Origin of the sequence: Nocardia inohanensis NBRC 100128 (assembly GCF_001612945.1) — a bacterium.
GTDB classification, from domain to species: Bacteria; Actinomycetota; Actinomycetes; order Mycobacteriales; family Mycobacteriaceae; genus Nocardia; species Nocardia inohanensis.
In genome coordinates this window covers 56,157-82,488 of the sequence record NZ_BDBK01000004.1, presented here as the reverse complement: position 1 = coordinate 82,488, position 26,332 = coordinate 56,157, and the positions used below count along the sequence as shown (strand labels likewise).

22 protein-coding genes are annotated in these 26,332 nt (G+C 68.6%); 10 read left to right on the top strand and 12 right to left on the bottom strand.

Annotated features, from left to right (window positions below; all coding sequences use genetic code 11):
- Window positions 1-76 precede the first annotated feature (76 nt).
- Window positions 77-1,684 carry a chaperonin GroEL gene (gene groL / locus NI1_RS12450; protein ID WP_067818839.1) on the top strand — a complete coding sequence of 536 codons (1,608 nt, stop codon included), beginning with the start codon at window positions 77-79 and terminating at the stop codon, window positions 1,682-1,684.
- Window positions 1,685-1,790: 106 nt separating this feature from the next.
- On the opposite strand, the gene NI1_RS12445 is transcribed toward groL, so the two are convergent.
- The 4 genes from NI1_RS12445 to NI1_RS12430 form a co-directional block, all read right to left on the bottom strand.
- Window positions 1,791-2,768 (bottom strand): hypothetical protein, encoded by a 978-nt coding sequence (locus tag NI1_RS12445; protein WP_067818835.1) that lies wholly within the window; start codon window positions 2,766-2,768, stop codon window positions 1,791-1,793.
- A gap of 114 nt (window positions 2,769-2,882) precedes the next feature.
- Complete coding sequence (locus NI1_RS12440; protein WP_245663185.1) at window positions 2,883-3,197, bottom strand: RskA family anti-sigma factor; 315 nt, start codon at window positions 3,195-3,197, stop codon at window positions 2,883-2,885.
- A gap of 1 nt (window position 3,198) precedes the next feature.
- A complete protein-coding gene (locus NI1_RS12435) occupies window positions 3,199-3,783 on the bottom strand; it encodes a sigma-70 family RNA polymerase sigma factor (protein WP_067818832.1) in 585 nt (194 codons plus the stop codon).
- Window positions 3,784-4,170: 387 nt separating this feature from the next.
- Entirely contained in the window at window positions 4,171-4,464 is a 294-nt protein-coding gene (locus NI1_RS12430) for a WhiB family transcriptional regulator (RefSeq protein WP_067711670.1), read from the bottom strand.
- Between the two features lie 609 nt (window positions 4,465-5,073).
- Here NI1_RS12430 and NI1_RS12425 point away from each other — a divergent pair.
- The 3 genes from NI1_RS12425 to NI1_RS12415 all read left to right on the top strand — a co-directional run bounded on the left by NI1_RS12425 (window position 5,074) and on the right by NI1_RS12415 (window position 7,854).
- On the top strand, window positions 5,074-6,000 hold the full coding sequence (locus NI1_RS12425; RefSeq protein WP_067819302.1) for a hypothetical protein: 927 nt from the start codon (window positions 5,074-5,076) through the stop codon (window positions 5,998-6,000).
- Between the two features lie 155 nt (window positions 6,001-6,155).
- A complete protein-coding gene (locus tag NI1_RS12420; protein WP_067711665.1) occupies window positions 6,156-6,737 on the top strand; it encodes a sigma-70 family RNA polymerase sigma factor in 582 nt (193 codons plus the stop codon).
- On the top strand, window positions 6,730-7,854 hold the full coding sequence (locus tag NI1_RS12415; RefSeq protein ID WP_067818829.1) for an anti-sigma-D factor RsdA: 1,125 nt from the start codon (window positions 6,730-6,732) through the stop codon (window positions 7,852-7,854). Before NI1_RS12420 ends, NI1_RS12415 begins: the two co-directional genes overlap by 8 nt.
- An 83-nt stretch (window positions 7,855-7,937) precedes the next feature.
- Here NI1_RS12415 and NI1_RS12410 read toward each other — a convergent pair whose 3' ends face one another.
- Window positions 7,938-8,351, bottom strand: coding sequence for a DUF5319 domain-containing protein (locus NI1_RS12410; RefSeq protein ID WP_067711659.1), 414 nt, complete (start codon window positions 8,349-8,351; stop codon window positions 7,938-7,940).
- Window positions 8,352-8,697: 346 nt separating this feature from the next.
- Here NI1_RS12410 and guaB point away from each other — a divergent pair, with 346 nt between their 5' ends.
- Complete coding sequence (gene guaB / locus NI1_RS12405; RefSeq protein WP_067818826.1) at window positions 8,698-10,239, top strand: IMP dehydrogenase; 1,542 nt, start codon at window positions 8,698-8,700, stop codon at window positions 10,237-10,239.
- Between the two features lie 236 nt (window positions 10,240-10,475).
- The gene (locus NI1_RS12400; protein ID WP_067818824.1) at window positions 10,476-11,609 is read left to right on the top strand and encodes a GuaB3 family IMP dehydrogenase-related protein; all 1,134 of its coding nucleotides are present in this window, start codon (window positions 10,476-10,478) and stop codon (window positions 11,607-11,609) included.
- A gap of 347 nt (window positions 11,610-11,956) precedes the next feature.
- Here the strand turns inward: NI1_RS12400 and NI1_RS12395 are convergent, their stop codons facing one another.
- Window positions 11,957-12,910: an alpha/beta fold hydrolase gene (locus NI1_RS12395; protein ID WP_067818822.1), complete on the bottom strand. Its 954-nt coding sequence runs from the start codon at window positions 12,908-12,910 to the stop codon at window positions 11,957-11,959.
- A 453-nt stretch (window positions 12,911-13,363) separates the two neighbouring features.
- Between NI1_RS12395 and guaA the strand changes: the two genes are divergently transcribed.
- Window positions 13,364-14,923, top strand: a complete 1,560-nt coding sequence (gene guaA / locus NI1_RS12390; RefSeq protein ID WP_067818819.1) for a glutamine-hydrolyzing GMP synthase — start codon at window positions 13,364-13,366, stop codon at window positions 14,921-14,923.
- A 112-nt stretch (window positions 14,924-15,035) separates the two neighbouring features.
- Here the strand turns inward: guaA and NI1_RS12385 are convergent, their stop codons facing one another.
- The 5 genes from NI1_RS12385 to NI1_RS38470 form a co-directional block, all read right to left on the bottom strand.
- Window positions 15,036-15,239 carry a hypothetical protein gene (locus NI1_RS12385; RefSeq protein ID WP_067818817.1) on the bottom strand — a complete coding sequence of 68 codons (204 nt, stop codon included), beginning with the start codon at window positions 15,237-15,239 and terminating at the stop codon, window positions 15,036-15,038.
- Window positions 15,232-16,782 carry a PspC domain-containing protein gene (locus NI1_RS12380; RefSeq protein WP_067819299.1) on the bottom strand — a complete coding sequence of 517 codons (1,551 nt, stop codon included), beginning with the start codon at window positions 16,780-16,782 and terminating at the stop codon, window positions 15,232-15,234. Before NI1_RS12380 ends, NI1_RS12385 begins: the two co-directional genes overlap by 8 nt.
- A 79-nt stretch (window positions 16,783-16,861) precedes the next feature.
- Window positions 16,862-17,515: a WD40 repeat domain-containing protein gene (locus NI1_RS12375; protein WP_067818814.1), complete on the bottom strand. Its 654-nt coding sequence runs from the start codon at window positions 17,513-17,515 to the stop codon at window positions 16,862-16,864.
- On the bottom strand, window positions 17,473-20,811 hold the full coding sequence (locus NI1_RS12370) for an nSTAND1 domain-containing NTPase (protein WP_157535083.1): 3,339 nt from the start codon (window positions 20,809-20,811) through the stop codon (window positions 17,473-17,475). Before NI1_RS12370 ends, NI1_RS12375 begins: the two co-directional genes overlap by 43 nt.
- 170 nt (window positions 20,812-20,981) lie before the next feature.
- The gene (locus tag NI1_RS38470; RefSeq protein WP_067818808.1) at window positions 20,982-21,632 is read right to left on the bottom strand and encodes an MspA family porin; all 651 of its coding nucleotides are present in this window, start codon (window positions 21,630-21,632) and stop codon (window positions 20,982-20,984) included.
- A 369-nt stretch (window positions 21,633-22,001) separates the two neighbouring features.
- On the opposite strand from NI1_RS38470, the gene NI1_RS12360 reads away from it, so the two are divergent.
- Both NI1_RS12360 and NI1_RS12355 read left to right on the top strand, forming a co-directional pair.
- Window positions 22,002-23,321, top strand: a complete 1,320-nt coding sequence (locus tag NI1_RS12360) for a PspC domain-containing protein (protein WP_067818805.1) — start codon at window positions 22,002-22,004, stop codon at window positions 23,319-23,321.
- Between the two features lie 42 nt (window positions 23,322-23,363).
- Window positions 23,364-23,999 (top strand): response regulator, encoded by a 636-nt coding sequence (locus tag NI1_RS12355; RefSeq protein WP_067819296.1) that lies wholly within the window; start codon window positions 23,364-23,366, stop codon window positions 23,997-23,999.
- 128 nt (window positions 24,000-24,127) lie between these two features.
- On the opposite strand, the gene NI1_RS12350 is transcribed toward NI1_RS12355, so the two are convergent.
- Entirely contained in the window at window positions 24,128-25,258 is a 1,131-nt protein-coding gene (locus tag NI1_RS12350; protein ID WP_067818802.1) for a serine/threonine-protein kinase, read from the bottom strand.
- 208 nt (window positions 25,259-25,466) lie between these two features.
- Between NI1_RS12350 and imuA' the strand changes: the two genes are divergently transcribed.
- Window positions 25,467-26,201, top strand: a complete 735-nt coding sequence (imuA', locus tag NI1_RS12345) for a DnaE2-dependent mutagenesis accessory factor ImuA' (RefSeq protein ID WP_067818799.1) — start codon at window positions 25,467-25,469, stop codon at window positions 26,199-26,201.
- Window positions 26,202-26,332: the final 131 nt, after the last annotated feature.

Here is a 26,332-nt window from a genome sequence, read left to right as displayed (position 1 = left end):
CGTCGTCGCTGCTAGAGCAGTTCCGGCCCGGGGCGGAGTGCGTTCTCCCCCAACTCATTTCAGGAGTAGATAACACATGGCAAAGCAGATCGAGTTCGACGAGAAGGCTCGCCGGGCTATGGAGCGCGGCGTCGACAAGCTCGCCGACGCCGTCAAGGTCACCCTCGGCCCGCGCGGCCGGCACGTGGTGCTGGCCAAGGCCTTCGGCGGCCCGACCGTCACCAACGACGGCGTGACCATCGCCCGCGACATCGATCTCGAGGACCCGTTCGAGAACCTGGGCGCGCAGCTGGTCAAGTCCGTCGCCACCAAGACCAACGACGTCGCCGGTGACGGCACCACCACCGCCACCGTGCTGGCGCAGGCGCTGATCAAGGGCGGCCTCAAGAACATCGCCGCCGGCGCCAACCCGATGGTGCTGGGCAAGGGTATGCAGAAGGCCGCCGAGGCCGTCGCCGCCGCCCTGCACGCCGCCGCCACCCCGGTCACCGGCGAGAAGTCCATCGCGCAGGTCGCCACCGTCTCCTCGCGTGACGAGGAGATCGGCAACCTGGTCGCCGAGGCGCTCACCAAGGTCGGCAAGGACGGCGTCGTCACCATCGAGGAGTCCTCGGGCCTCCAGACCGAGGTCGCCATCACCGAGGGCGTCCAGTTCGACAAGGGCTACCTGTCCCCGTACTTCGTCACCGACGCGGAGACCATGCAGGCCGTCTTCGAGGACGCCTGGATCCTGCTGAACCGCGACAAGATCAGCTCGCTGCCCGATCTGCTGCCGCTGCTGGAGAAGATCGCCGAGTCCGGCAAGCCGGTCGTCATCATCGCCGAGGACATCGAGGGCGAGGCGCTCTCCACCCTGGTGGTCAACGCGATCCGCAAGACCCTCAAGGTCGTCGCGGTCAAGGCCCCGTTCTTCGGTGACCGCCGCAAGGCGTTCCTGGACGACCTGGCCATCGTCACCGGCGGCACCGTGGTCAACCCGGACCTGGGCATCACGCTGCGCGAGGCGGGCGTGGACGTGCTGGGCAAGGCCCGTCGCATCGTCGTCACCAAGGACGACACCACCATCGTCGAGGGTGCGGGCACCCAGGACGCCATCGACGCGCGGGTTTCCCAGCTGCGCAAGGAGATCGAGAACACCGACTCCGACTGGGACCGCGAGAAGCTGGAAGAGCGGCTGGCCAAGCTGGCCGGCGGCGTCGCGGTGATCAAGGTCGGCGCGGCCACCGAGACCGAGCTCAAGGAGCGCAAGTACCGGGTCGAGGACGCGGTCTCCTCCGCCAAGGCCGCGGTCGCCGAGGGCATCGTCCCCGGTGGCGGCACCGCTCTGGTGCAGGCCGCCGCCACCCTGGTGGAGCTGCGCGACTCGCTGACCGGTGACGAGGCGGTCGGCGTCGAGGTCGTGCGCAACGCGCTGCTGTCCCCGCTGTACTGGATCGCCAGCAATGCCGGCGTCGACGGCGCGGTCGTGGTCGCCAAGGTCACCGAGGGCAAGGACGGCTTCAACGCGGCCACCCTGACCTACGGCGATCTGGTCTCCGAGGGCGTCATCGACCCGGTCAAGGTGACCCGTTCCGCGGTCGAGAACGCCATCTCGGTGGCGCGCATGGTGCTGACCACCGAGTCGGCCATCGTGGAGAAGCCGGCCGAGGAGCCGGAGCACAGCCACCACGGGCACTCGCACTAGCCTGCGGCTCCGCTGACGCGGGTAACGGGCAAGCCCCCGGACGGGTAACCGTTCGGGGGCTTTGTCATCGGGGGAGACGGCGGACGGTGCCGGTTCGCCCGTCGATTCAGATTCCGAGGCGGCCCAGCAGCCGCTCGGTGTGCTCACGATCGTGCTCGCGCACCAACTCGCACCCGGCCTCGAGGGCTTCGTGCACCACGGGATACATGTTCGACGGCCGCCACTGCGTGTGCATGCCCTTGGGCTCCACCAGCAATAGCGCCATACCCTCCAGCAACGGCAACTCCGACGGCGATGCCGAGCCCGGCATGAACATGAATCCCGGCGGGGCGAAATTGAAGCGCTGATAATCCAGCAGATGCGCCGAGGCCGCGTAATCGGCCGGTGTCAGAGCGTGATTGCGCGCGTACCGCACCGCGAGCGGATCCACCGGCTCGGCATCCAGATATCCGGGCCCCGTATGCCGCAGCAGCGCATCCTGCAACAGCGCATAGCAGTGGTAAAGCCGGTCCCGCACCGCCGTCAGCCGGAATTCGAAGGCGCGCCGATTCTTTCGATCCAGCACCAGCAGATCCAGATCGTCGTGCAGCGTGAAGACCTCGCGCAGGAAGGACGGCACCAGTTCGCTGTCCTCGAGATCGTCCAGCAGCTCCAGCACGTCCGGCCGCGCCCGCCAGCGTTTGCGTGTCTCCTTGGACCGGCACAGCATGGTCATGGCCGCCGGAATCGCCAATTGCGCCGCCGCCCGGGTGGTTTCGTCCGGGTCCTCGGAGAGCGCCTCCAGTAGCCGCAGCAGCAATTGCAGCGTGGCATCGATGGCGGCCCCCGGATCCGCCCCGTTCTCGACCATGGTGCCGCACAGCAGTGCCAGCAGCGCGGTGTGGAACAGATCCCCGCCCGGCATCAGATTGCGGAGCGAGACGACGCCGGCGGTGAGCTCCGCGAGCGTGCTACCGGATTGGACCCGCGTGATCTCGGCTCGCACGTCCGGGGGCAACAGGATGCCGTGCCCGCCGGTGAACGACGCGATCTCCGCCGGATCGGTTTCGGCCGCGACGAATTCGCTCAGCGCCCGCAGTGTCATGACAGATTTCCCCCGAACCGATGTGTCTCACTGCAAACCTAGCAGTGGACACCATCGGATTTCGGGCGTGGAAAGAACCGGGCGGGCGACCGAAACTGGGTGTACGGGAAAGGGTCAGTCTCGGAGCGAGTGGGTGCTGCGGCCGTTTCCTGGACGGAAACCGTTGGGAGAGTGGTGGATCGCGGTCGGCGGCGCCGGGTCGGTGGCGATGGCGGCGAGGAGGCGGTCGCGAAGGGCGGGCGGTGGCGCGGTGGCCACCGTCGAAGCTAACTGGGCGAGGACTTCTCGGGTCTGCTGCACTTCCTGGGTGAAGTCGGCGCGCAGTATCGGGTCATCGGTGTCGAGCAACTCCGCCACTGCGCGCTGATCTTCGTCGCCGATCGATCCGAGCGCGACAGCGGCCGCGAGATCGATCTGGCTTTCGTTCATCTCACGTCACTCCCAAACTTTTCTTGAGTCGTGTCAGTCCGTCCCGAATACGGGACTTAACGGTCGGTAATCCTACGCCCAAATACGCCGCTACCTCGGCATACGTCCGGCCACCGAAGTAGGCGAGCGAGATCGCTTCCCGCTGCGTCTCCGTCAGGGTGGCCAAACCGGCCCGGACCGCCTGCTGTTCCAGCCGTCGACCAACTTCTTCGGTGACTTCATCGAATTCGTTACCGAGAGTGCTGGTGCCGTAGGCGACTTCGCGCAAGGCATGGGCCTGTTCGGCGCGCACGCGATCCACCGCGCGGCGATGAGCCAGCGTCATCAGCCAGGTGACCGCGGAGCCCTTGGCCGGGTCGAAGTTGGCCGCGGTACGCCAGAGCTGGAGATAGACCTCCTGGGTCGTCTCCTCCGCGTAGCCGGGATCGTGCAGGACCCGTAGGACCAGGCCGAACACTCGGGCGCTGGTGCGGTCGTACAGCTCGGCGAACGCCTGCTGATCCGACTGCCCGCAGCGTTCGAGAAGTGCGGCGAGTTCGAGGCTTTCGGCTGCGCGTGCCGTGATCGCAGAGTCGGGCGTCGCCACCCGCTCGTTCCTCGAACTCTGGAACGAGTCGCCCTCTGCGGCCGGCGGCCGCGTTGTCACAACGCTCCATTCTGTGTCATCGGCCACGAGGGTAGCGTGCCGCTATGACCTCCTCTCGGTGGGGGGTATCGGCAAAACGACTGTCGCACAAAGTTTTTCCGTTTTGTACCGACTCGCCCTATTTGCGATTCGAGAGACACGCCGATGCGCGCAGGGTTGGCCGGGCACAACCAATCGCTGCCCCGCAGTGGCCGGTTGTTTGCTAGACATTCGGCGCGCCGGGGCGCACGGATGGGAGGAAATTGCAAATCACACCGCTGTGTTCAGCGGGAACGGCACCCTGCGCCCCGATCGCCCCGATGGTGCACAACCGTCACAGGTCGCCGGCTACGCGACTACCCGGCGGCGGTTGCGGCGGGCGTGCATCTCGCGCTCGGTCTCGGACATGCCGCCCCAGATTCCGTAGGGCTCGCTGACCTTCAGGGCGTGCGAACGGCACTGTAGGAGCACGGGGCAGGCCCGGCAGACTTCCTTGGCGCGCATCTCGCGCTGCGAACGGGCGCGGCCGCGTTCGCCGTCCGGGTGGAAGAAGACCGAAGAGTCTTGACCCCGGCAGGAACCACGCATCTGCCAATCCCAGACATCGGCGTTCGGACCAGGGAGGTGGGTCGGCATAGGCATGTGAACTCCTTATGGTGCGAGCTCGTCGGCATTGTCGAGCGGTGCTTGTGGCTAACAGTGGGCCGCATCGCCGGTGCCCGGCGATCGCACTCCGCCGATGCCGCAATTTCGCACGGCACCAACGTCGGCGATGTCGTACGTTAGGTCGGGGAACGAAATCGAGTCAATAGTTTGTCCCTCTGCGATCCAAATACCAGGACATTAGAGAATTAACATCCCCTCTATTTACAAAGTGGCCTCACTGTGGTGATACTGATCGGTTGCCCAGGAGCGGGGGATCGCACTGATAGCCCATCCGACTAGCGAAAATGCCTGGTAGAACTTGCTTTTCGCACTCGAATCCGAGCAATACCGGCTATGCGCCGCAGTCGACCCGAGTGATCTCGAGCATTGCGCTCTCCGCTCTGAGTAGGGTGCAGATGGCCACCCCGAGGCCGGTAGGTTAATAGCGCGAAACGCCATACGAATTTCTTACGGGCGTGCTAGCCGATAGCGAGGACAGATTTACCGAGTGGAAACACAAAGCCGCTTGTGAATGCTGACAGGTAGCTGAGGATTCGTGCTATGGCGCCCGCAAAGCCGGGCGGCGGCACTGGTTACAGTGCGGCGGTGCCTGTGCCCGAAGTGAACTCCGTGCTCGCCGCCACCGCCTTCGGCGCCACCCCCGAGCGAGCTGCCACCGGATTGCCCGTCCCCGCCGACGCCACCGAATCCTGGCTGCGCGCCGTCGCTCTCGGCGGCGCCGGGCACTACGCCGCGGCCCGCGCCGAACTCCGCCGCGCCCGCCGCGCCACCACCGATCCGGTGCTGCGCTCCCTCACCCACAGCACCGAGGGCTCCCTGCTGCGCCAACTCGGGTGGCACAGCTACGCCGCTGTCTCCGATGGCCGCGCCGCCGCTCTGGTGCTGCCCGGCCCGGTCCGCACCCCCGGCACCCCGGACTCGGAAGCGGCTCGTGCCGAAGCGGTTTGCGACGCGTTGACGGGCTTGGCCGCGGACGCGCTGGGCACCGCGCGCCCGGCCCTTGCCGCCCGGCTGCTCGAACGTTGCCGTACGCACCTGGAAATTCATCTCCCCGATCCGGACACGGCGTGGCGTCAGCGGGTCCGGCTGCACTGGGTGAGTGCCGAAACCGCGCTGTCGGCACCGGGATCCGGCTTGATCGCCGCGCCTCCGCCCGGCGCGCTCGCCGATTGCGAACGCGCGCATTCCGATCCCGCGCTCGCCCACGCCGAAGCGGCGCTGGCGCTGGCCGAACGCGCGCCCTCGCAGCGCCATCGGGTGAAATCGCGGCTACTGGTGGCCGCCGCGTCGACCGTCGCCGGCGATCTCGAGCGTGCCCGCGCGCTGGCCGCCGAGGTCGATTCGCAATGCGCGGAATTCGAGCTGCGACCGTTGCGCTGGGCCTGCGCCATGCTGCGCGCGGGCATCGATCCGGCCGGTGACGGCGCCCTCGTCGCCGCGGATACCGAGCGGTTGCTGAACATCCGCGGCGGGCGATTCCGTTCGGCCGCCGATCATCTCGCGCGACCCTGAGTGTTCTCCGGGAGGTCCCTGAATCCTCCCCGAGAGTGACCCCGTAACACCTGTCTCGAATGCGTCAGCCGCTATTGTTGACGCGTTCCGCCCCTCCGCGGAAGCACCGCCCCTCGGGCGAAGTGCCACTCGTAACGCCAGGAACAGCTCTGACGATGAACAACACGGGTGAGGAGTTGGATCCCGCAGTCGTCGCTGCCGCCGCGCAGGGCGACAGGTCTGCGCTCGCCCAGGTACTGGAGAGCATCCGCCCCTTGGTGGTGCGGTATTGCCGTGCGCGCATCGGTTCCGCCGAACGCGGATCGCTCTCCGCGGACGACGTCGCGCAGGAGGTATGTCTGGCCGTGATGACCGCCTTGCCGCGTTATCAGGACCAGGGCCGACCGTTCATGGCTTTCGTGTACGGCATCGCCTCACACAAAGTCGCCGACGCTCATCGAAACTCCGCCCGTAACAAGGCGGACGCCATGGCCGAAGTACCGGATGTCATATCCACCGACCAGGGACCGGAGCAGCGAGCTCTCGAATCCGAAACCAGCCGGCAGATGAACGCTCTGCTGGCGACACTTCCGGAGAAGCATCGAGAAATCCTGATCCTTCGCCTGGTCATGGGTCTGTCGGCAGAAGAAACCGCAGTTGCCGTGGGCAGTACGGCAGGTGCTATACGAGTCGCCCAGCACCGGGCACTCGCGAAACTCAAGTCTCAAGTGGCGAGGGCAGGTGAAATGTATGGCTAGGGATGGCGAGCGCGGTCGGGGCGACTTCAAGGCGCGACCTGGATCGCAGAACAGCGGTCCCTACGCCGAGGCGTCGGGTGACACCGGGCCGGTGGACATCGCCGCGGTACGCCGCGACGATGCCCTGATCGATGCCATCTCCGGCGACGGGCCCGTGCAGACGGGCACCGCGGAGGAATATCAGTTGGCCGCGTTGCTGGCGAACTGGCGAGCTGAGATCGTGGCCGAGCCGATGCCGGCCGGACCGGACCTGGACACCATCGTCGCCGCGGTCAATCAAGAGATCGGCGCCCGCACGGCGCGGATCAACGCGCATGCCGGGGGGCGACTACGGCTGGTGCGGCCCATTCTGGGCGCGGCGGCGGCCATCGCCTTGGTCATCGGCGGTCTGACGGCGTTCTCCTACAACGCGGCACCCGGCGATCCGCTGTGGCGGATCAAGGAGGTCGTGTTCAGTGAGCAGGCCCAGACCACGGTCGTGGCGCGGGCGGACGGTGACCTGATCGAGGCCCAGAAGCTGATCGAGCAGGGCAAGCCGCAGGAAGCCGCCATCGTCATGGAGCGCGCGCAGGCGAATGCCAGCCAGGTCAACGACAGCGGCAAGAAGGACGATCTGCTCGATCGCTGGCAGGCCCTGCTGGCCCAGCTGCCGCCCGCGGTACAGGCCACGCTGGCGCCGACCACGACGCCGTCCACGCCGACCACCGGTGGGCAGCCGTCGGTGAGCACGCAGCCGAATGCCTCTGGCGGGCCTTCTGTTCCGCCCACCACGGGCAGCAACGGTGGCGGCACGGGCGTCGATCCGACCATCATGTCCACGCCGGAACCAGGTACCGGCGGTCCGAGCACCGGCGGCCACACCACGGTGCCGACACAGCCGACCCAGCCGTCGCCCGAACCGTCGGAGCCTTCCGTACCGACCGGCGGGCCGATCGTCACCACCACCGCTACGGTTCCGACCGCCAACCCGGGTACGGGTGGCGGTCAGCCCGTTACGCAGCCTCCGGTGGAGCAGCCGTCGGCCGGTGTGCCGACGGTGCCGCAGACGCAGCCGAACACACTGCCGACCGCGGGTATCACCATGCCGAGCTTCCCGGCTCCGGGTAACACGCGCTAGTCCGCTTCCAGGGCACGAAAACCGGGCCTGCGTTCCGCGAGGGACGCAGGCCCGTAATCGTTTTCAGCGGGTCGCGGTCGCGATCAGAGATCGAACCCGTCGAACCCGTCGCCGTGCAACGCCTCGTTCATCGAGGCATCGGCGTATCCACGGCAGTAGTCCCAGGTGACGTACGCCTCGGGAGTCGGGTCGTAGGCGGGTTCGTGCGGGCGCACCGTGCCGTCCACCAATAGCTGGAGGAGGTTGGCGCGCAACATATCCCAGTCGTGGTAGTGATCCTGCCGACAGTCCTCGCAGCTGACGACCAGCCCGCGGATACCGCGGTGGGCCAGCAGCGCCTCGTAGACCGCGAGGTCGGCGAGATCCTCTTCGACCGCTAGGCGCTCGTGAGGATCCAGCGGTTCCCCCGGCTCGATGGCATCGAGCGCGGCCGACGGGTCGGAGGGGTCTCCGGCGAATGGATCCGGCGGCAAGCCAGGTGGTAGATGGTCACGCACAGGTCCACGGTACGCAGAGACCACCCCTCCGCGCCAGCGCTGACGCCCATTTGCCCCCACTTCGCTGGTGGCGAAGCACACAGTGTCCCAGTGTGAAAGCACACAGCGCGGGGTGAGTAGTTCTACGCGGTGTCCGACGAGGCACGCTACAGCGCTCGGTGGCCGCGCGCACACCGGCGCGCTGCCACCGGCGCGAGTCCGGGCGTGGGTGCGATCCGGAATCGGTGGACCGATACCATGGTTGACCAAGAGCCGGGTAGGAATTTCCGGCATTGTCATTCATCCACTCGTTCGCCGGGTATCCGGGCCGGAGAACGAGGACTTAGGTCCAGGAGGGGTCGATCCGATGAGCAGTCCCGTGACGGGCGAACGAAACAACGGCCGCCCTCATACGGGCGGCGACGATCCGAACAAGATCGCGATGCTGGGTCTCACCTTCGACGATGTGCTGCTGCTTCCCGCGGCGTCCGATCTCATTCCGAGTTCGGTGGACACCTCGAGCAAGCTGACTCGCGACATCACTCTCCGCACCCCGCTGGTGAGCTCCGCGATGGACACCGTGACCGAGGCGCGCATGGCCATCGCCATGGCCCGCGCGGGCGGAATGGGTGTGCTGCACCGCAATCTGTCGGTGGAGGCGCAGGCCGCGCAGGCCGAGACCGTGAAGCGGTCCGAGGCCGGCATGGTGACCGATCCGGTCACCTGCACCCCCGAGCACACCCTCGCCGAGGTCGACGCCATGTGCGCGCGGTACCGCATCTCCGGTCTGCCGGTGGTGGACGCGCAGGGCAATCTGGTCGGCATCATCACCAACCGCGATATGCGGTTCGAGGTGGACGAGAACCGCAAGGTCGCCGAGGTGATGACCAAGGCCCCGCTGATCACCGCCCAGGAGGGCGTGACCGCCGAGGCCGCGCTCGGGCTGCTGCGCCGCCACAAGGTGGAGAAGCTGCCGATCGTCGATGGCTCCGGCAAGCTGCGCGGGCTGATCACGGTCAAGGACTTCGTCAAGACCGAGCAGTACCCGAACGCCACCAAGGACCGCGACGGGCGACTGCTCGTCGGTGCGGCCGTCGGTGTCGGTGAGGATGCCTGGGCACGCGCCATGACCCTCGCCGATGTCGGCGTGGACGTGCTGATCGTCGACACCGCGCACGGGCATCAGTCCGGCGTGTTGCAGATGGTCACCAAGATCAAGGCCGAGGTCGGCGAGCGGGTGCAGATCGTCGGCGGCAATGTCGCGACGCGCGCCGGTGCGCTGGCACTGGTCGAAGCCGGTGTGGACGCGGTGAAGGTGGGTGTGGGCCCCGGCTCCATCTGTACCACCCGTGTCGTCGCCGGTGTCGGCGCGCCGCAGATCACCGCCATCCTCGAGGCGACCGCCGCGTGCAAGCCGCACGGGGTTCCGGTCATCGCCGATGGTGGCGTGCAGTACTCCGGTGATATCGCCAAGGCCATCGCGGCCGGCGCCTCCACCGTCATGCTGGGTTCGCTGCTGGCCGGCACCGCCGAATCGCCGGGCGAGCTGATCCTGGTGGGCGGCAAGCAGTTCAAGAGCTACCGCGGTATGGGTTCGCTCGGCGCCATGCAGGGCCGCGGCGAGGCCAAGTCGTACTCGAAGGACCGCTACTTCCAGGACGACGTGCTGTCGGAGAAGAAGCTGGTGCCCGAGGGCATCGAAGGCCGGGTGCCGTTCCGCGGTCCGCTGGACCAGGTCATCCACCAGCTGGTGGGCGGTCTGCGCGCGGCCATGGGTTACACCGGCGCGCAGGGCATCACCGATCTGCAAGCCGCGCAGTTCGTGCAGATCACCGCGGCGGGCCTGAAGGAATCGCACCCGCACGACATCACCATGACCGTCGAGGCCCCGAACTACACCACCCGCTGAAAGTCGGCTGCCGGGACCGATTCCCGGCAGCCGAGGCCCCGCCCCGCAGGTTGGCGACCGGAGTGCTGGCTCGTTCCGGACCGCGACCACGGACCTCCGCCTCGGCGCGGGTTCGCGGCGCGGAGGAGCGAAGCACGAACGCTCCCGGGCCGCGAACCCGCCCTTCGCGGAGCGCAGGGCACTGCGCCCGCCCGCGTGCAGCGGAGGGCATCAAATACCGAGAGGACTGAACGAAGATGCGCGACCTCGTCGAGATCGGCATGGGCCGGACTGCCCGGCGCACCTACGAACTGGACGATATCGAGCTCGTTCCGTCGCGGCGGACGCGTTCGTCCAAGGAGGTGTCGGTTGCCTGGCAGCTCGACGCCTACCGGTTCGAGATCCCGGTGCTGACCCATCCGACCGATGCGCTGGTGTCGCCGCGCTTCGCCATCGAATTGGGTAAGGCCGGGGCGCTCGGCGTCATCAACGGTGAGGGACTGTGGGCCCGGCACGCCGACGTCGAGGCCAAGCTGACCCAGCTGGCCGAGACCGCGGAGAAGGAAGGCACCGAGGCGGCCATCGCGCTGTTGCAGGAGCTGCACGCCGCACCGATGCAGCCCGAGCTGCTGGCCGCCGCCGTCGCCGAGGTGCGCGCCGCCGGCGTCACCACCGCGGTGCGAGTCTCCCCGCAGAACGCGCGGACGCTGACCCCCGCGCTGGTGCAGGCCGGGATCGATCTGCTGGTCGTGCACGGCACCATCATCTCCGCCGAGCACGTGGGCGACGGAGAACCGTTGAACCTCAAGACCTTCATCGCCGAACTCGATGTGCCGGTGGTGGCGGGCGGCGTCTCCGATCACCGCACCGCGCTGCACCTGATGCGCACCGGCGCGGCCGGCGTCATCGTCGGCTACGGCTCGATGCAGGGCGCCACCACCACCGGTGAGGTGCTCGGCATCGGCGTCCCGATGGCCACCGCCATCGCCGATGCCGCCGCCGCGCGCCGCGACTACATGGACGAGACCGGCGGCCGCTACGTGCATGTCATCGCCGACGGCCAGATCCTCACCTCGGGCGATATCGCCAAGGCCATCGCGTGTGGTGCGGACGCGGTCATGCTCGGCGTGCCGCTGACCCTCGCCCAGGAAGCGCCGGGTTCGGGCTGGTACTGGCCGTCCGCCGCCGCGCACCCCTCGGTGCCGCGCGGTTCGCTGCTGCCCTACGCCCTCGACGAGGAGCGGGTGCCCCTGGAGCAGGTCCTCAACGGCCCCTCCAACGATCCGTTCGGTTCGCTCAACCTGGTTGGCGGCCTGCGTCGTTCGATGGCCAAGACCGGCTACAGCGACCTCAAGGAATTCCAGAAGGTCGGCCTGAACGTCCGAGGCTGAGTCCCGGACCCCGACCCACTCGACTGATTCGCCCCGCCGCGCCACCCGCGGCGGGGCGAATTCGTTCCCGGCGTAACGCCTTTCCCGTCAGCGGAATTCGAGTGGCACACCACGGAGGTGTCGCGCGGCGTGTCGCCACAGTGGTGTGCCACTCGACGCCGAGCAGCCGGCGGTCGCGGTGTCGTGCGGCCAGAATTCGCGATGCCGTGCAGCTAGCGTTCGCGATGCCTAGCGTTCGCGGTGCCGTGGGGCGTTCGCGGTCGAGTGGCCTCTGGCCGGGCGAGTGGTCAGCGTCCGAGTCGAGTGGTCTGCGGCCCGGTCGAGTGGTCAGTGGCCGAGTCGAGTGGTCAGTGGCCGGGGTTGCGGGGGGATTGGGTTGGGGTGCGTGATATTTCGGCGGACGCAGGGGATTGCGGTGCGCTCCGGGGGATTTCGGTCGGATGCGGGGCGGGATCGGTGGTGCGGATGGGGATTTCGCCGGACCAGAGGCGGATGGAGGGGGACGCCAGGGCGCGGTTGACCGAGGTGGCGCGCAGGAACTCGCGGATGGCGGTGTTGATCAAGGGGGCGTGGGTCATGTTCACGGTCTGGCGAGCGCCCGTGATCTCCAGGTAGCGGGCGTCGGGCAGCCGGTCGGCGAGTGCGCGGGCGTGGCTGCGCGGGACACCGCCCAGGGTGGGGTGGATAACCAGTGTGGGGCAGGTGATTTCGCCTAGTCGATCCAGGATGGAGTCGCGGCCGAGCAGTGCGCCCGCGCCGATCTCGGTGGCGTGCGGGTCGCGGGCGAGCCACCGGGCCACCCAGACCGCGTGCTGCCGATCGTCATCGCCGATGAGGCGGCGCGCGAGGAAGGCGGCCAGCGCGGGACGCGAGGAGTCCTCGTGCCACTTGTCGAGGAAGCGGCGGGCGTTCAGCTGCTCCTCGGGCGTGGGCTCGTGCGCCTCGGCGCTGATAAGGATCAGTGCCGCAACACGATCCGGTGCGAGCAGGGCGGCGCGCAACGCGATGTGACCGCCCTGCGAAGTTCCGCCCAGCACGGCTCGTTCCACGCCGAGCTGATCCAGCACGGTGAGCGCGTCGCGGGCGCAGGTCCAGTAGGTGAACGGCAGCCCCTCGTCGCGGGTGCGGCCGTGACCGCGGGCATCGGGGGTCACCAGCCGGAACTCGGGCGTGAGAGCCGCCTGCTGCGACGCGAACATCGTTCGGTCCATGAGGAATTCGTGCCCCAGCAGTACTACCGGTCCCTCGCCCCCGCTGTCCTCGTAGTGGATCTCGGCGTCGATCGCACGGGCGAATGGCACGAGTTAGAGAATAGCCAGACCCACTGACGAAAAGCTCTGCTTTCCTCCGTGCGACACACCCGGGGTCACCGGACCCGCCGCTCGGAGCCGGAGTTCCCTCGCCGGCGATGACGGCACACCCTGGTGCCGGACGAGCCCGCCCGCTATCGTCCGCGACCTGTCCGCCCGTATCGGCCGGAGCGGTGACGCCCGAAGCTGTGCCGGGCGTGTCGCTTCCGCCCGCCCGGCGCGTTCGCCGCCTAGGGTCGGAATGCCCTATTGCCGTGTGGTGATCACTCGATACCGTCCCAACGCCTCCACCGATCGGGCCGACCCGCCACCGCTCCGAGGCCGGTGTGCGCTCGGCCCGGTGGAGGTCCAAACAGCTCGAGCCCGCGTGCCGAAGTCGCGCAGCGGCGGGTCGCGGGCCCGCCCGCGCACACTGTGTTCTATGTCGCTCTTTAGACTTATCCGGTGGCAGAAACCCAGCGACCAGTCCTTGTCGTCGACTTCGGCGCGCAATACGCCCAACTGATCGCGCGCCGGGTGCGCGAGGCCAGCGTTTACTCGGAGGTGGTGCCGCACACCATCACGGTGGAGGAGATCGCGGAGAAGAATCCCGTCGCGGTGATCCTCTCCGGCGGACCCAGCAGCGTGTACGCCGACGGCGCGCCGCAGCTGGACGCCCGGCTGTTCGATCTCGAACTCCCCGTGTTCGGCATCTGCTACGGCTTCCAGGCGATGGCGCAGGCGCTCGGGGGCACGGTGGCGCACACCGGGACTCGCGAGTACGGCCGCACCGAGCTGAGTGTGGACGGCGGCATCCTGCACGGCGGTCTGCCGACCCGGCAGCCGGTGTGGATGAGCCACGGTGACGCGGTCACCGATGCCCCCGCCGGTTTCGAGGTCACCGCTACGTCGGCGGGCGCGCCGGTCGCGGCGTTCGAGGATCGGGCGCGCAAGCTCGCGGGTGTGCAGTACCACCCGGAGGTGCTGCATTCGCCGCACGGCCAGCAGGTGCTGAGCCGCTTCCTGCACGAGATCGCCGGCATTCCGGGCGCGTGGACCGCGTCCAATATCGCCGAGGCGCTGATCGAGCAGGTGCGCGAGCAGGTCGGCGACGGCCACGCCATCTGCGGTCTGTCCGGCGGTGTCGATTCCGCGGTGGCCGCCGCACTGGTGCAGCGAGCCATCGGCGATCGCCTGACCTGTGTGTTCGTCGATCACGGGCTCTTGCGTGCCGGTGAGCGCGAGCAGGTGCAGCGCGATTTCGTCGCCGCGACCGGGGCCAAGCTGGTCACCGTCGACGCGGTCGACAAGTTCCTGGGCGAGCTGAAGGGCGTCTCCGATCCCGAGGAGAAGCGCAAGATCATCGGCCGCGAGTTCATCCGCTCCTTCGAGGACGCGGTGGCCGAGGTGGTCGGCGAGCAGGGCGAGACCAAGGTCGAATTCCTGGTGCAGGGCACGCTCTACCCGGATGTGGTCGAGTCCGGCGGCGGCACCGGCACCGCGAACATCAAGAGCCATCACAATGTCGGCGGCCTGCCGGACGATCTGGAGTTCGCGCTGGTCGAGCCGCTGCGCCTGTTGTTCAAGGACGAGGTGCGCGCCGTCGGCCGCGAGCTCGGCCTGCCGGAGGAAATCGTTGCGCGCCAGCCGTTCCCGGGCCCGGGCCTGGCCATCCGCATCGTCGGCGAGGTGACCTTCGAGCGCCTGGAGTTGCTGCGCCAGGCCGATGCCATCGCCCGCGAGGAGCTCACCGCGGCCGGGCTGGACAAGCAGATCTGGCAGTGCCCCGTGGTGCTGCTGGCCGATGTCCGCAGCGTCGGCGTGCAGGGCGACGGCCGCACCTACGGTCATCCGATCGTGCTGCGCCCGGTCTCGTCCGAGGACGCCATGACCGCGGACTGGACGCGCCTGCCGTACGAGGTGCTGGAGCGCATCTCCACCCGCATCACCAACGAGGTGGCGGAGGTCAACCGCGTGGTGCTCGATGTGACGAGCAAGCCGCCGGGCACCATCGAATGGGAATAAGTTTCCCCCAGGCATAGCGAAGGCCCCGCACACCCGGTGTGCGGGGCCTTCTCGCCTTCCGGTGGAAGGCGTTTCGCCGTCCCCGTAGGGGGGAGGTCGGTGACGGCGAAGTCTATTCGCGGGGTTTGCGGGGCGAGAGCACCAGCACGATCCCGACCACGATGGCCGCGATCACCACGATCCAGCCCAGCGACAGTCCGCCGGACACGGGCCAGAAGTGCGGGCCGATGAATGCCCAGATGCTCACGCCCAGTCCGAGCAGTCCCGCCAGGAGCAGCGAGAACGACGGACGTCGAGAAGTCTTGTTGTCAGCCACGATTCACCTCCACATTGCCCATCCGGACATCGATATCGAGATTGAGGACCGGACCCGTCGCGGGACCGGACATGCCTTCCTTGCAGTTCGCGTTGTCACCCATGCCGATATCGCAGGTGGTGCGCACGCGCAGGTGCTCCGGCAGCAGCACCCGCACCTCGCCCATGCCCAGCGAGACCTTGACGGTGCGGTCCTCGGTCAGCGTCAGATGGCTGAGATCGAGGGTGGCCGAACCCATTCCGAGGTGATACTCGGGCTGGAGGTCGGCGGCCGTGGCGGCGGACCAGGTGCGGTCGCCCATCGAACCCTGATCGAATCCGATGGGACCGACCAGCGAGGACAGGATGACGAACCCCGCCAGTGGAGCCAAGATCACCATGAGCCCGTAGCCGCGGCGCAGGAACGCCCCGATGATCAGGCCGATGGCCACCACCGCCAGCGCCGCCGCGCCGACCCGCCCCGGGGTCATCCAATCGACGCCGGAGGCAGCGGCCGACCCCGCGGCGGCCGCGGCCAGCATGGCCAGTCCGATGGTGACCGGGGTCAGCCGGGAGCGCGGTTTACGCGGTACGACCGTCTGTACCGGTTGTTGTACGGGCGCAGTGGGTTCCGGCAGATCCCAGGCCATCGGCGCGACGCCGAGCGGATCCCAGCCGGGCGGCGTGGGGCCGAAATCGGGGGAGATGGGGGCCGGACCGACCGGTGCGTACGGGCGCTCCATCGCACTCGGGATCTTGTGCAGAACAGCGGTTCCCGTTTTCTCGACCGTGAATTCCTTGGTCAGCTGCACGGTTTCGGGGTCGGACGGTTCGCCCGGTTCCGGTTCGGGTTCCGCGCGAACCGTCTCGTCCTTCGCCAGAACGACGGTTGCGCTGTCCTTTTCGATGACCTCGGTCGGCTGCTCCGTCTCGAACGTGACCGCATTACCGGCCGGTTGCCCCGGCTCCGGCTCGTAATGATCCGGCAGCTTCGTGTACGGCCCGTAAGTCTCGAAAGGCGGTGTGGTGCCCGGATATCCGGTCCACCAGGGATTGGTGACCGCCTCCGTGCCCGCACCTCCGGCGATTACCTCCGAATACCCCACCGGCGGCTGCGGCTGCCGCTGATACAGCAACCACCACCCCGCCAGCATCAGCGCGAAACTGATCGCCCCGGACCCGCCGAGCCCCACCCCGACGGGCCCCATCGTGCTGACGACGATCCCCAACGCCACCATCAGCACAATGGTCCGCGAAGAATTCTGCGAACTCTGCCCCTTCCCGAACAGCGATTCCGCCGCTGAGGTCTCATCCCCGGCCTGCGGCAGCAGCAACCACGCCATCAAATACAGCGCGATCCCCGCCCCGCCGAACAGCGCCGAAACCACGAACGCCACCCGGACCACCACGGGATCCACATCGAACCGCCGCCCGAACCCGGTCGCCACCCCCGCGATCGGCCCCTGCTGCGGCAGCCGCACCGGCCGCGTCCGCCACAATTCGTGTAGCTGATCGGAGAAGCCGGCCCGGCCGGTGTTCTGGGACCAGTCGCTCGTCTTCGTCATGTTTCCCATCGTGGCGGCTCGCCCAGCTCAGGCGCATCAGGGTTGACCCTGAACAATCACCCGAATTGAATTCGGCCGGTCAGCGGCAGGGTGGGGAGTAGGGGAGTTGGGGGAGACGGTGTTTCCACAACTCCTCGGTCCACATGTCACCGGTGATCGCGCAGATGCGGTCGATGGCGGCGTTCTCGTCGAGGTTCCACAGGTGCACGGTGCCGTCCGAGGAGGCCGAGGCGACATGTCGGTCATCGGGTGCGAGCGTCGCGTTCCAGGAGTAGCCGTCGGATTGGGTGAGGCTCACGGTCTTCACCGGATGCGCGGGATCGCTGACGTCCCACCGGTTCAAGCTGCCGTCCACGCCGACGGTGAGCAGATTGCGGGAGTCCGGGGTGTAGTCGAACGGGATGGCGGGCAGCACATGGGTGATGGGTTCGCCGAGCCGCTCGGGATGCCGCGGGTCGCTGATGTCCGCGAGCTGCACGGTCTCGTTCTCGGTGGCGGCCAGTAAGCGTCCGTCGGGGCTGATCAGGGTGGTGTCGATGACATCGGTCGGCTGGCGGAGGAGCTCGCCCACGCGTTGGGGCTCGGTGGGATCGGCGAGGTTCCACAGCGTGATGACGCGTTCCGTCCGGCTCCGGCCGGCGACGAACCGGACCGCGGTGACGGTCAGTGTCCGGCCGTCGGAGCCGAGGCTCAGCGAGCCTGTCGAGTCGGCGGCGGTGAATCGGGTGCCCATGGGCCGGGGCGGGTGGTGTCGGAGAGGTCCCACAGCTGGACGCCGCCTTTGTCATCGGAGGTGGCGAGCCGGCGGAAGTCTCTGCTGACGCTGAGCCCCGCGAGAGATTCGGAGGCGGGCAGCGTCCATTCGCCGCGCAGTCCGATGTGCGCCGGATCGGAGATGTCGAGGGTGCGGAGCGTGCGCGCGGTCAGGTCCAGGATGCGGAGCTGGCTGCCGTCCGGTGACAGCGTCGCACCGAAAGAGCCGCGCGCGGTGCGATATTCGCCTATGCGCGTGGGGGAGCGCGGATCGCGGATGTCCCACAGCTCGATCCTGCCGTCGGCGGTGCTGGTGGCCATGCGTGCGCCGTTCGCGGCGAACGCGGGCGGGTAGCGCCAGCCGATATGCCCGGTGAGCACCGCGGCCGGCAGGGACCAGACGTACAGTTCGCCGCTCAGCCCGCCGGTCACCAGTTGACGTCCGTCCGAGGCGAAGGCGAGCGCTTTCGGACCGCCCGTACAGCGGGCCGACACGGTGCCGAAATGACAGTCGGACAGGGCCGTGGGCAGTTTGTCGATCGATCGCCGCGGACTGCCTGGATCGAGCACGTTCCAGAGCCCGGCGGTCCGGTTCCCGGTACTCGCCAGCGCATCGCCGGCCGGGGCGAATTCCATTGCGGCGATGGAATTGTCGCCGGTCTCGAAGGTCGAGAGCAACTGCGCCTGCCGGGGCTGTGCGGTATCCCAGAGCTGTATCGCGGCGCGTTTGCCCTCGCCGTCGATGGAGCTGTACCCGCTGCCGACCGCGAGGGTGGCGCCGTCGGGGCTGAAGGCGATCGCCTTGGTGGGGCCGGAGACGGCGAGGGCAGCGGTCACGATGGCCGGGTGCGCCGGATCCGTGACATCCCAGAGCTGCGTATTGCCGGTCGCCGCGTCGCCCGAGCCAAGGGCGAGGGCCAGCGTCCGGCCGTTGGGGCTGAACACGATTCGTCCCTGCGAGGCATCGCGCTGTGCTTCGTTCAGTTCTCGGATCGCGGTGACGACCGGCGTGCGGGGATCGCTCACGTTCCACAGGACGAGACGGGTATCGGTCAGCGCGGCGACCGTGCGGCCGTCCGGGGCGAACGCGATGCGTGCCGTGCCCGCGTCGGTCGGACCCGGCAACGTCCCGAGTCGTCGCGGCGGGCCGGGGAGGGCGATGTCCCAGAGGGTGACGGTGTGCTCCGCGGGTCCCCGGAGATCCGCGGTTGCCATCAGCCTGCCGCCCGGCGCCATCGCGACATCGTCGATGTTCGCCTGCGCCTCACCGATCGCCCGCAAAGGCCGGCCGAACTCCCAGAAGCGCAGTTCGGTACCGGCCAGGGAGGCCAGCATGGACCCACCCGGCTGCCGGACCACCTTGCCGACATTCTGCTGGTGCGCGCCCGTGGAGACGGTGAACAGGGGATCGGCCTCGGTCTGAAGCAACCGCGACCGGACCGCCTGATCGCCCGGTCGCAGCCGCCAGGCGACCAGGTTCAATTGCGCGGCCAGCGTCGGATTCGTCTGCTGCACCTGATCGGCCGCGGCCAGTACCGCCGCGTAGTCCCGGTCCGCCCGGCGTTGATCGGCCTGCGGGTCCTGGGTGTACAGCCCGAATCCCATGAGCAGCAGCACCACTCCGAGCAGGGCGAACAGCGCCTTCATGCGCGTGGTGCGGCGCCGGGCCCCGACCGAGGTGGTGACCGACGTGGCGAGGAATTCGGTGGCGAGTGGACCCACCGGCGAGCGGTCGGTCGCGGCACGTGCGCTCTGTAGTCGCGTCCCCCGATACAGCAACGAGGAATCCCGGTCCTGCCCGGCCCATTCCGCGGCATCGGATTCCAGCCGTTGCCGGATCAGATACCCCACCCGATCCTCGTCGATCCACCCCCGCAGCCGCGGCCACGCCGACAGCACGATCTCGTGCGTCAGCGTGACGGCATCGGCGTCGAGGGTGATCAGGCGGGCGCGGGCGAGGACTTCCAGTGCGGCGGTGACGTCTTCGGGCTCGGCCGCTCGTCGCAGCAGTTCCGCGCGGTCGGCGTGCCGGCGGGTGTCGCGCGAATCCTGGCCGACCGCAACGAGTCCCAGCAGGATTTCCTTCGCGGCCGCCTGCTGTGCGGGCGACAGCTCGCTCCAGGTCCGTTCGGCGGTTTCGGCGACCGCGCCGGCCACGCCACCGGCCTTGCGATATCCGTCGACGGTGAGCCTTCGTCCTTCGCGATGCTGCCAGGTCGCGGCCATGACGTGGGACAGCAGCGGCAATGCGCCGGGATCGTAGGCCCGATCGTCGTGATGGTCTCCGGCGCTCCGCAATTCGCTGACGATCAGCTCCTCGAGCCCGGCCTCCAACTCCATTCCGATAGCCCGCGCCGGGCTCGAAATCGCCTGCGCCAGTTCATCCGGCGACAGCGGGCCGAGCGGATAGCTGCGATGCTCCAGCGCATCCCGCAGAGTCGGATAGTTCAAGCATTGCGCATAGAAGTCGGCGCGCAGCGCCACCAGGACGGCGATCGGATCATCGGCCCGGCAAGAACATTCGTGCAGCTCGGTGAGGAAGCTCTGGCGTTCCGTGTCATCGGTGCAGACGGTGAACAGCTCCTCGAACTGGTCCACGATCACCAGCCGATCCGCGCCGCCGTCGTCCTCACCCAGCGCCGCCGCGAGGCGCGCCCGGGGCTGCGCACCGGGCGTGAACGTGACGACGTGTCGCCCGGTTTTCGCCGCACCCACTCCGGCCGCCAGCAGCGACGACTTTCCGGCCCCCGAAGCTCCCACCACCACCACGATCCCGCGCGCCGCGCCGACCAATTCGACCAGCTCGCCGACGGCCCGATCTCGTCCGAAGAACAACGCCCGGTCCGCACGCCCGTAGGGAGCCAATCCCGGATAAGGGCACGCCGACTCGGCCTCCCCCTCCGGATCCCAGGTCGTGGCGGACTGCCAAAGTCGCTGCCACCGCTGTGGATCCGCCAACTCCCGCGACAACGGAGCCTCGTTCTTCCGCGCCAGCTCGACAAGCGTCAGCACCACCGGCAGCAACGACTCGAACCGTGCGGGCACATTCCGCCCCGCCTTCCAATCACTGATCCGCTGCGCCGAAGCCGCCCCCGCCCGATTCCCCTGCGCCGCCCGCATCCTTTGGTCCGCCGCCGCGGCCACCCGCCGCAACGTCGGATTCCCGGCCGCCGCATACAACTCCCCGAACCGCTGTGCGAAAAGCGCACGAGGCGAAAGGATCCGAACCTCGTCCTCGCCATCCGGTCCGGCATTCTTACGTTCCCCCGCGAGCATGAGCCAAATCTACTGTCCGGGAAGAAGTAACGGCATGCGACGGCGTCGATCTCCGTGCAGGTTCGGAGCCGAGGATATGAGACCGGATACGCCGTCCGGCAAGGGAATTGCCGCGACGGCGGCGGAGCGCCGGGCTCCGCCGCCGCCCGGCATCGAGACGCCGTCGCCGATCAGAGGATCGCCGGATCGCCCATGACCCAGTCGGTCACGTCGGCTTCGGGGGAGGTCGCCTCGATGATGGTGTACGCCTTCACGGTGACCGGGCCGGCGCAGTTTTCGACGGTGGCGCGGATGTCGCGGTTGACGAGGTAGGCGGTGCCGCCAGCGGGGATGGTCTTCTCGCCGCCTTTGACTTCGATGTATTTGCCTTCGTCGAGGGTCAGTGCGACGCCCATGCTGCCGGTGACGGTCGGGCCGATGCTGAAGGTCGCGGAGGGCATCAGGCCGGAGCTGCCGAGGCCGGCGCCCAGGGTGGCGCTGGCGCTGCCGCCGATCGCTGCGCTCATGGTGAATTTCACGTCCAGGTCGATGGCGCAGCCGACGAAGAAGCCGGTCTTGATTTTGCCGGTGCCGGCTGCGACGCGGCCGTAGGCGGTGTTGTTCAGGTACACCTCGCGACTGGTCGGCATCCCGTTCATGCCGGTGATCGCCCAGGCGGCGTTGTCCAGGTGGCCGACGGTGGCGGCCATTCCGTTGGGTGCGGTGGTCGTCTTCTCGTGCGGTGCGAGATCGGCCGCCGAAGCGGGTGCGATGCCGGCGGTGGCTCCGAAGACGAGGCCGGTGGCGGCGAGTACGGCGGCGGTAGCGGTCTTGATGATCATGATGGTTCCTCCCCGAACCGGTGTGCGCCGCTGCGATAGCGGTCGCGGTGTCGGGCTCTCGCCCTGTGGAATTCGGTTCCCCGATGGGCCGGGCCCCCGAGGTCGGACTCGGTGGCCCGCTGAGCAGAAATTTATGGACGCGGACGGGAGCGGACGAGCTCGCAAGATCGAGAACGGCGATAAAACAGCTGGTAGAGAGGGTTTGACGGATTCTCCGGTCCGGTCGGCAGGGGGTCGTCCGAGGGCGCTGAGGTTGTCCGGACCGGACAGAAAATCCCCTCCGGAGCGCCTCTGCTCACCCGTCTCAGGGTGTGAATCCGGGTGTTTCCGGATGCCCGGGCGTCGGTCCGGCGTGCCAGTATCGAAGGCATGTACCCGGCCGCGCCCTTCTACGACCCTGCCCGCGGAGCGTTCGAGCCCCCGCGCGCGGTGGAGGCCGGGCCGATGCCGCCGAAACTGGTGCGGCGCGGCGGCGGGCGGATCGTCGGCGGGGTCGCGGGCGGGCTCGCCGATCATCTCGGGGTCGACGTCTTCAAGGTGCGGATCGCGTTCGTGCTGCTCGCCGCATTGGCCGGGGCCGGGGTGGTGGCGTACGGGCTGCTGTGGATCTTCACGCCGGGCGGTGCGGACAGCGTCAAGCCGAGTCCGGCGGAGCGGCGGCAGGCCATCGGGCTGGCGCTGCTCGGTATGGGTTCGGCCGTCGCCATGGCGTGGGTGTTCAACGGGACGGCCGCGCAGGTGGTGGGGCCGATCATCGTGGTGACGGTCGGTGTCGCGCTGGTGTGGCGCGAATTCGATGCGGAGGGACCGCGTTCCGTCTTCGGGCTGCCGGCCGATTCGTCGGTGGTGACCTGGGCGCGGATCGTCGGCGGGGCGACGCTGATCGTGGTCGGGCTGGGCGTGGTGGTGCTGGCGCGCATCGATCTGAGTTCGCTCGGGTCGGCGCTGCTGGCGGTCGCGGTGACCCTGGTCGGGGCCGGGCTGCTCACCGTGCCGCTGTGGTTGCGCATGGTGCGGGCGCTGAATTCCGAACGGGCGGCGCGCATCCGGAACGAGGAGCGCGAGGAGATCGCCTCGCATCTGCACGATTCGGTCTTGCAGACCTTGGCCTTGATCCAGCGGCAGGCCGACGACCCACAGGAAGTGGCGCGGCTGGCGCGCAGCCAGGAACGCGAGCTACGCCGGTGGCTGTTCGACGACACCGGGCCGGCGCAATCCAGTCTGGCGGCGGCGCTGCGCACCATCGCGGGCGAGGTGGAGGATCAGCACGGGGTGAAGGTGACGCCGGTGACGGTGGGCGATGTGTCCATGGATGTCGACGACAGCGGAACCGGCTTGCCCAAGGAGCATTTCACCGCGCTGCTGGGCGCGACCCGCGAGGCGCTGGTGAACGCGGCCAAGCATGCCGAGGTGCCCGCCATCGACCTGTTCGCGGAGGCGGAACCGCATCAGGTGAGCATTTTCGTGCGCGACCGCGGCAAGGGGTTCGATCCGAAGACGATCGAGTCGGACCGGCAGGGGCTGGCCAAGTCCATTCACGCCCGGATCGAACGCCGCGGCGGGCATGTGGAGATAGAGTCCACACCGGGCCGCGGTACCGAGGTGCGAATCATCATGCCGCGCAAGGATGGCAGGGACGACCGCCTGGTCGCGCAGAACGACATCCCCGAAGACGCCGCCCCACTGTGAAACGGGGTGGGTCCGGTTCGTCAGTGAGGAGAGGTAGTGAGCATCCGGGTTTTCCTGGTCGACGACCATGCCGTGTTCCGGTCCGGAGTGCGGGCGGAGTTGGGCCGGGAATCCGATATCGAGGTGGTCGGTGAGGCGGGCGGGGTCTCGGAGGCCATCGCCGGGATCAAGGCGATGACACCGGATGTGGTGTTGCTCGATGTGCACATGCCGGACGGCGGCGGGGTCGCGGTCTTGCAGGGCATCGAATCGGGTCCGGTGTGCTTGGCGCTCAGCGTCTCCGATGCGGCGGAGGATGTGATCGCGGTGATTCGCGCCGGCGCGCGCGGGTACGTCACCAAGACCATCTCGGGACCCGAACTGGCCGACGGCATTCGGCGCGTCTCCGGTGGGGACGCGGTGTTCAGTCCGCGCCTGGCGGGCTTCGTGCTGGACTCCTTCACCGGCAAATCCCAAGTGCCGGAACCGCCCCTGGATCCGGAACTGGACTCCCTTACCCCGCGTGAGCTGGAAGTCCTGCGCCTGCTGGCCCGCGGCTACACCTACCGCGAGATCGCCGAAACCCTGTTCATCTCGGTGAAGACCGTGGAGACCCACGCCTCCAACGTGCTGCGAAAGACCCAGCAGTCCAACCGCAATGCGCTCACCCGCTGGGCGCACCGCCGCCGCATCGACTGAGCCGCCTCTCCGCGACTTCAGCGCCCGGCAGAGTGCCGTTGACTGTCGTGCACGCGTGCTCGCGGTTGGGAGCCGAACCGATTTCGGTCGTCCCCGGCGAGTTACCCCGACCGCGCGAAATCAGTCGGCTAGAGCGCGACGAGAATCACGATGATGATCAGCAGCCCGATGAGCAGGCCCACCGCCACCGCCATCGGCCCGGCGTTCGGGCCAAGATTCGCCAGGTTGAATCCACCCGACTTGCGTTGCGGGGCAGCCGGAGTCGCGGCGGCCGCGCGCTGCGGGCGCGGCAGCGGGCTGGAGTTCGGGCTGCGCAGTCCGGCGGCGGAATTGCGTGCCGCCCACGCCGGAATGGTGCCGTCCTCGGTGCGCACCGGCGCACCGAGAATGTAGGGCGCGGTCCCGGGACCGAAGGCGGCGGTGAGGATTTCGTTGCGCGCCTCGGTCATGGTGGGGCGGCGCTGCGGCGCGGGCTCCATCATGTGCAGCAGGACCTCGGTGAGCGGCCCGCTGCGCTGCGGCGGAATGATCTGCGCCATGGCGGCGCGCTCCACGATCACATTGCTGTCCTCGTCGAAACCGAACGGCGGCTGCCCCTCGATGGCGGTGTACAGCGTTGCGCCGAGCGAGAATACGTCGCTGGCGGTGGTCGGCCGGGCCCCGCGCGCCACCTCCGGCGGCAGGTAGGCGGGGGTGCCGGTGATGACGTCGCCGACCTCCTCGGAGGTGTCGTTGGCCCCGCTGGAGATGCCGAAGTCGCTGAGCTTCACCATGCCCACCTCGTCACCGCGATCGGCGACCAGGATATTGCCGGGCTTGATATCGCGGTGCACGATGCCCGCGGCATGCGCGGCGGCCAGCGCGTCGGCGACCTGCGCGCCGATCTGCGCCACTTCGATGGGGGAGAGGGTGTCGGCCAGCGAGAGCGCCTTGGCGACGCTGCGCGAGGGCAGGTACTCCATCACCAGCCAGGGTTCACCGGCTTCCAGCACCACGTCGTACACGGCGATGGCGTGCTCGTGCGACAGCTTGGCCGCCACCCGCCCCTCGTGCATGATCCGGCTGCGGACCTCGCGGGCCTCTTCCTCGCTCAGCCCGGCGGTGGAAAGCACCTGCTTGATGGCCACGTCGCGGTGCAGTAGGCGATCGGTGGCCAGCCAGACAGCGCCCATGCCGCCGCCACCGAGCTTCGACTGGAGGCGGTAGCGGCCGGCGACCAGGTAATCGGGGCCGACGATGGGACGGGGGCGTTCGGTCACAAGGGTGCAGGGTAGCGGAAAACCATCCTGACTGGCCTGGTTCGAAACTCGTCGTTTGCGCCACTGCCCCTTGACGCGCGCCCGGGCTCGAGTTCTACTGTGCAGAGAATCGAACGTATGTTCTAGTATGGTTGGTAACTGAATCGGTGCTGGCCATCGGTTCTGTCGTGCAGGTCGGGGTCCGTTCATCGGGAGAGGTGGTCGATAGATGGGTTCGGCGGGTGAAGCGAAGCAACAGCAGCTGGCGGAACTGCGCCGCCGCATGGCCGCCATTCCGGCGCGGGGTGCGGAACGTGCGGCCCGCGTACCGGCGGCGGAAGACCTGAAGCGGGAGTCGCTGCCGGTTCCGGCCGCGCTCGAAAGTCTGTTGCCGGACGGTGGTTTGGCGAAGGGCTCGGTCGTGGCCTATGAAGGCGCGAGCTCGTTGCTGTCCGGTTTGCTGGCCGCCGTCACCGGTGCCGGTGGGCATGCCGCCGTCGTCGGTTTACCCCGCCTGGGCTTGCTGGCCGCCGTCGAAATGGGCGCCCGCTTGGACCGCCTGGCCGTGATCTCCGACCCGGGCTCCGACCCGCTGGAAGTTGCCTCGGTTTTGCTGGATGGTCTGGATCTGGTTGTTCTCGGTCTGAACGGTCTCTCCGTCCCCGCCACCCGCACCCGGGTGCTCGCCGCGCGCGCCCGCGGCAAGAACTCCACTCTCGTTGTCACCGGCGGTAACTGGGCCGCGCCCGCCCTGCGCATCGACACCCGGGTCTCGGGCTACACCGGCCTCGGCCGCGGCTGCGGCCGCCTGCGCACCGTCCGCCTCGACGTGGCCATCCGGGGCCGCTCCGCCCACGACCGCCGCGGCAAGCTCGATCTCTGCCCGGGCAACGGCCGCGTCGAATGGGTAGCCACGAATTCCGCCCCGCAGTCCCTGCCCCGCACCCGCCATGCGGTCTCCTGACCGCCCCGCCCCCGGGCATGGGCGCGGCCGCGCCGGGTATCCGTTCCCGCTTCGGCACCTGCGGCGTGCTGATGGGCGGTAGCGGGTTGTAGGGCAGCGGGTTTCGATTCGGACAGGCGGTGGCGCCGTGG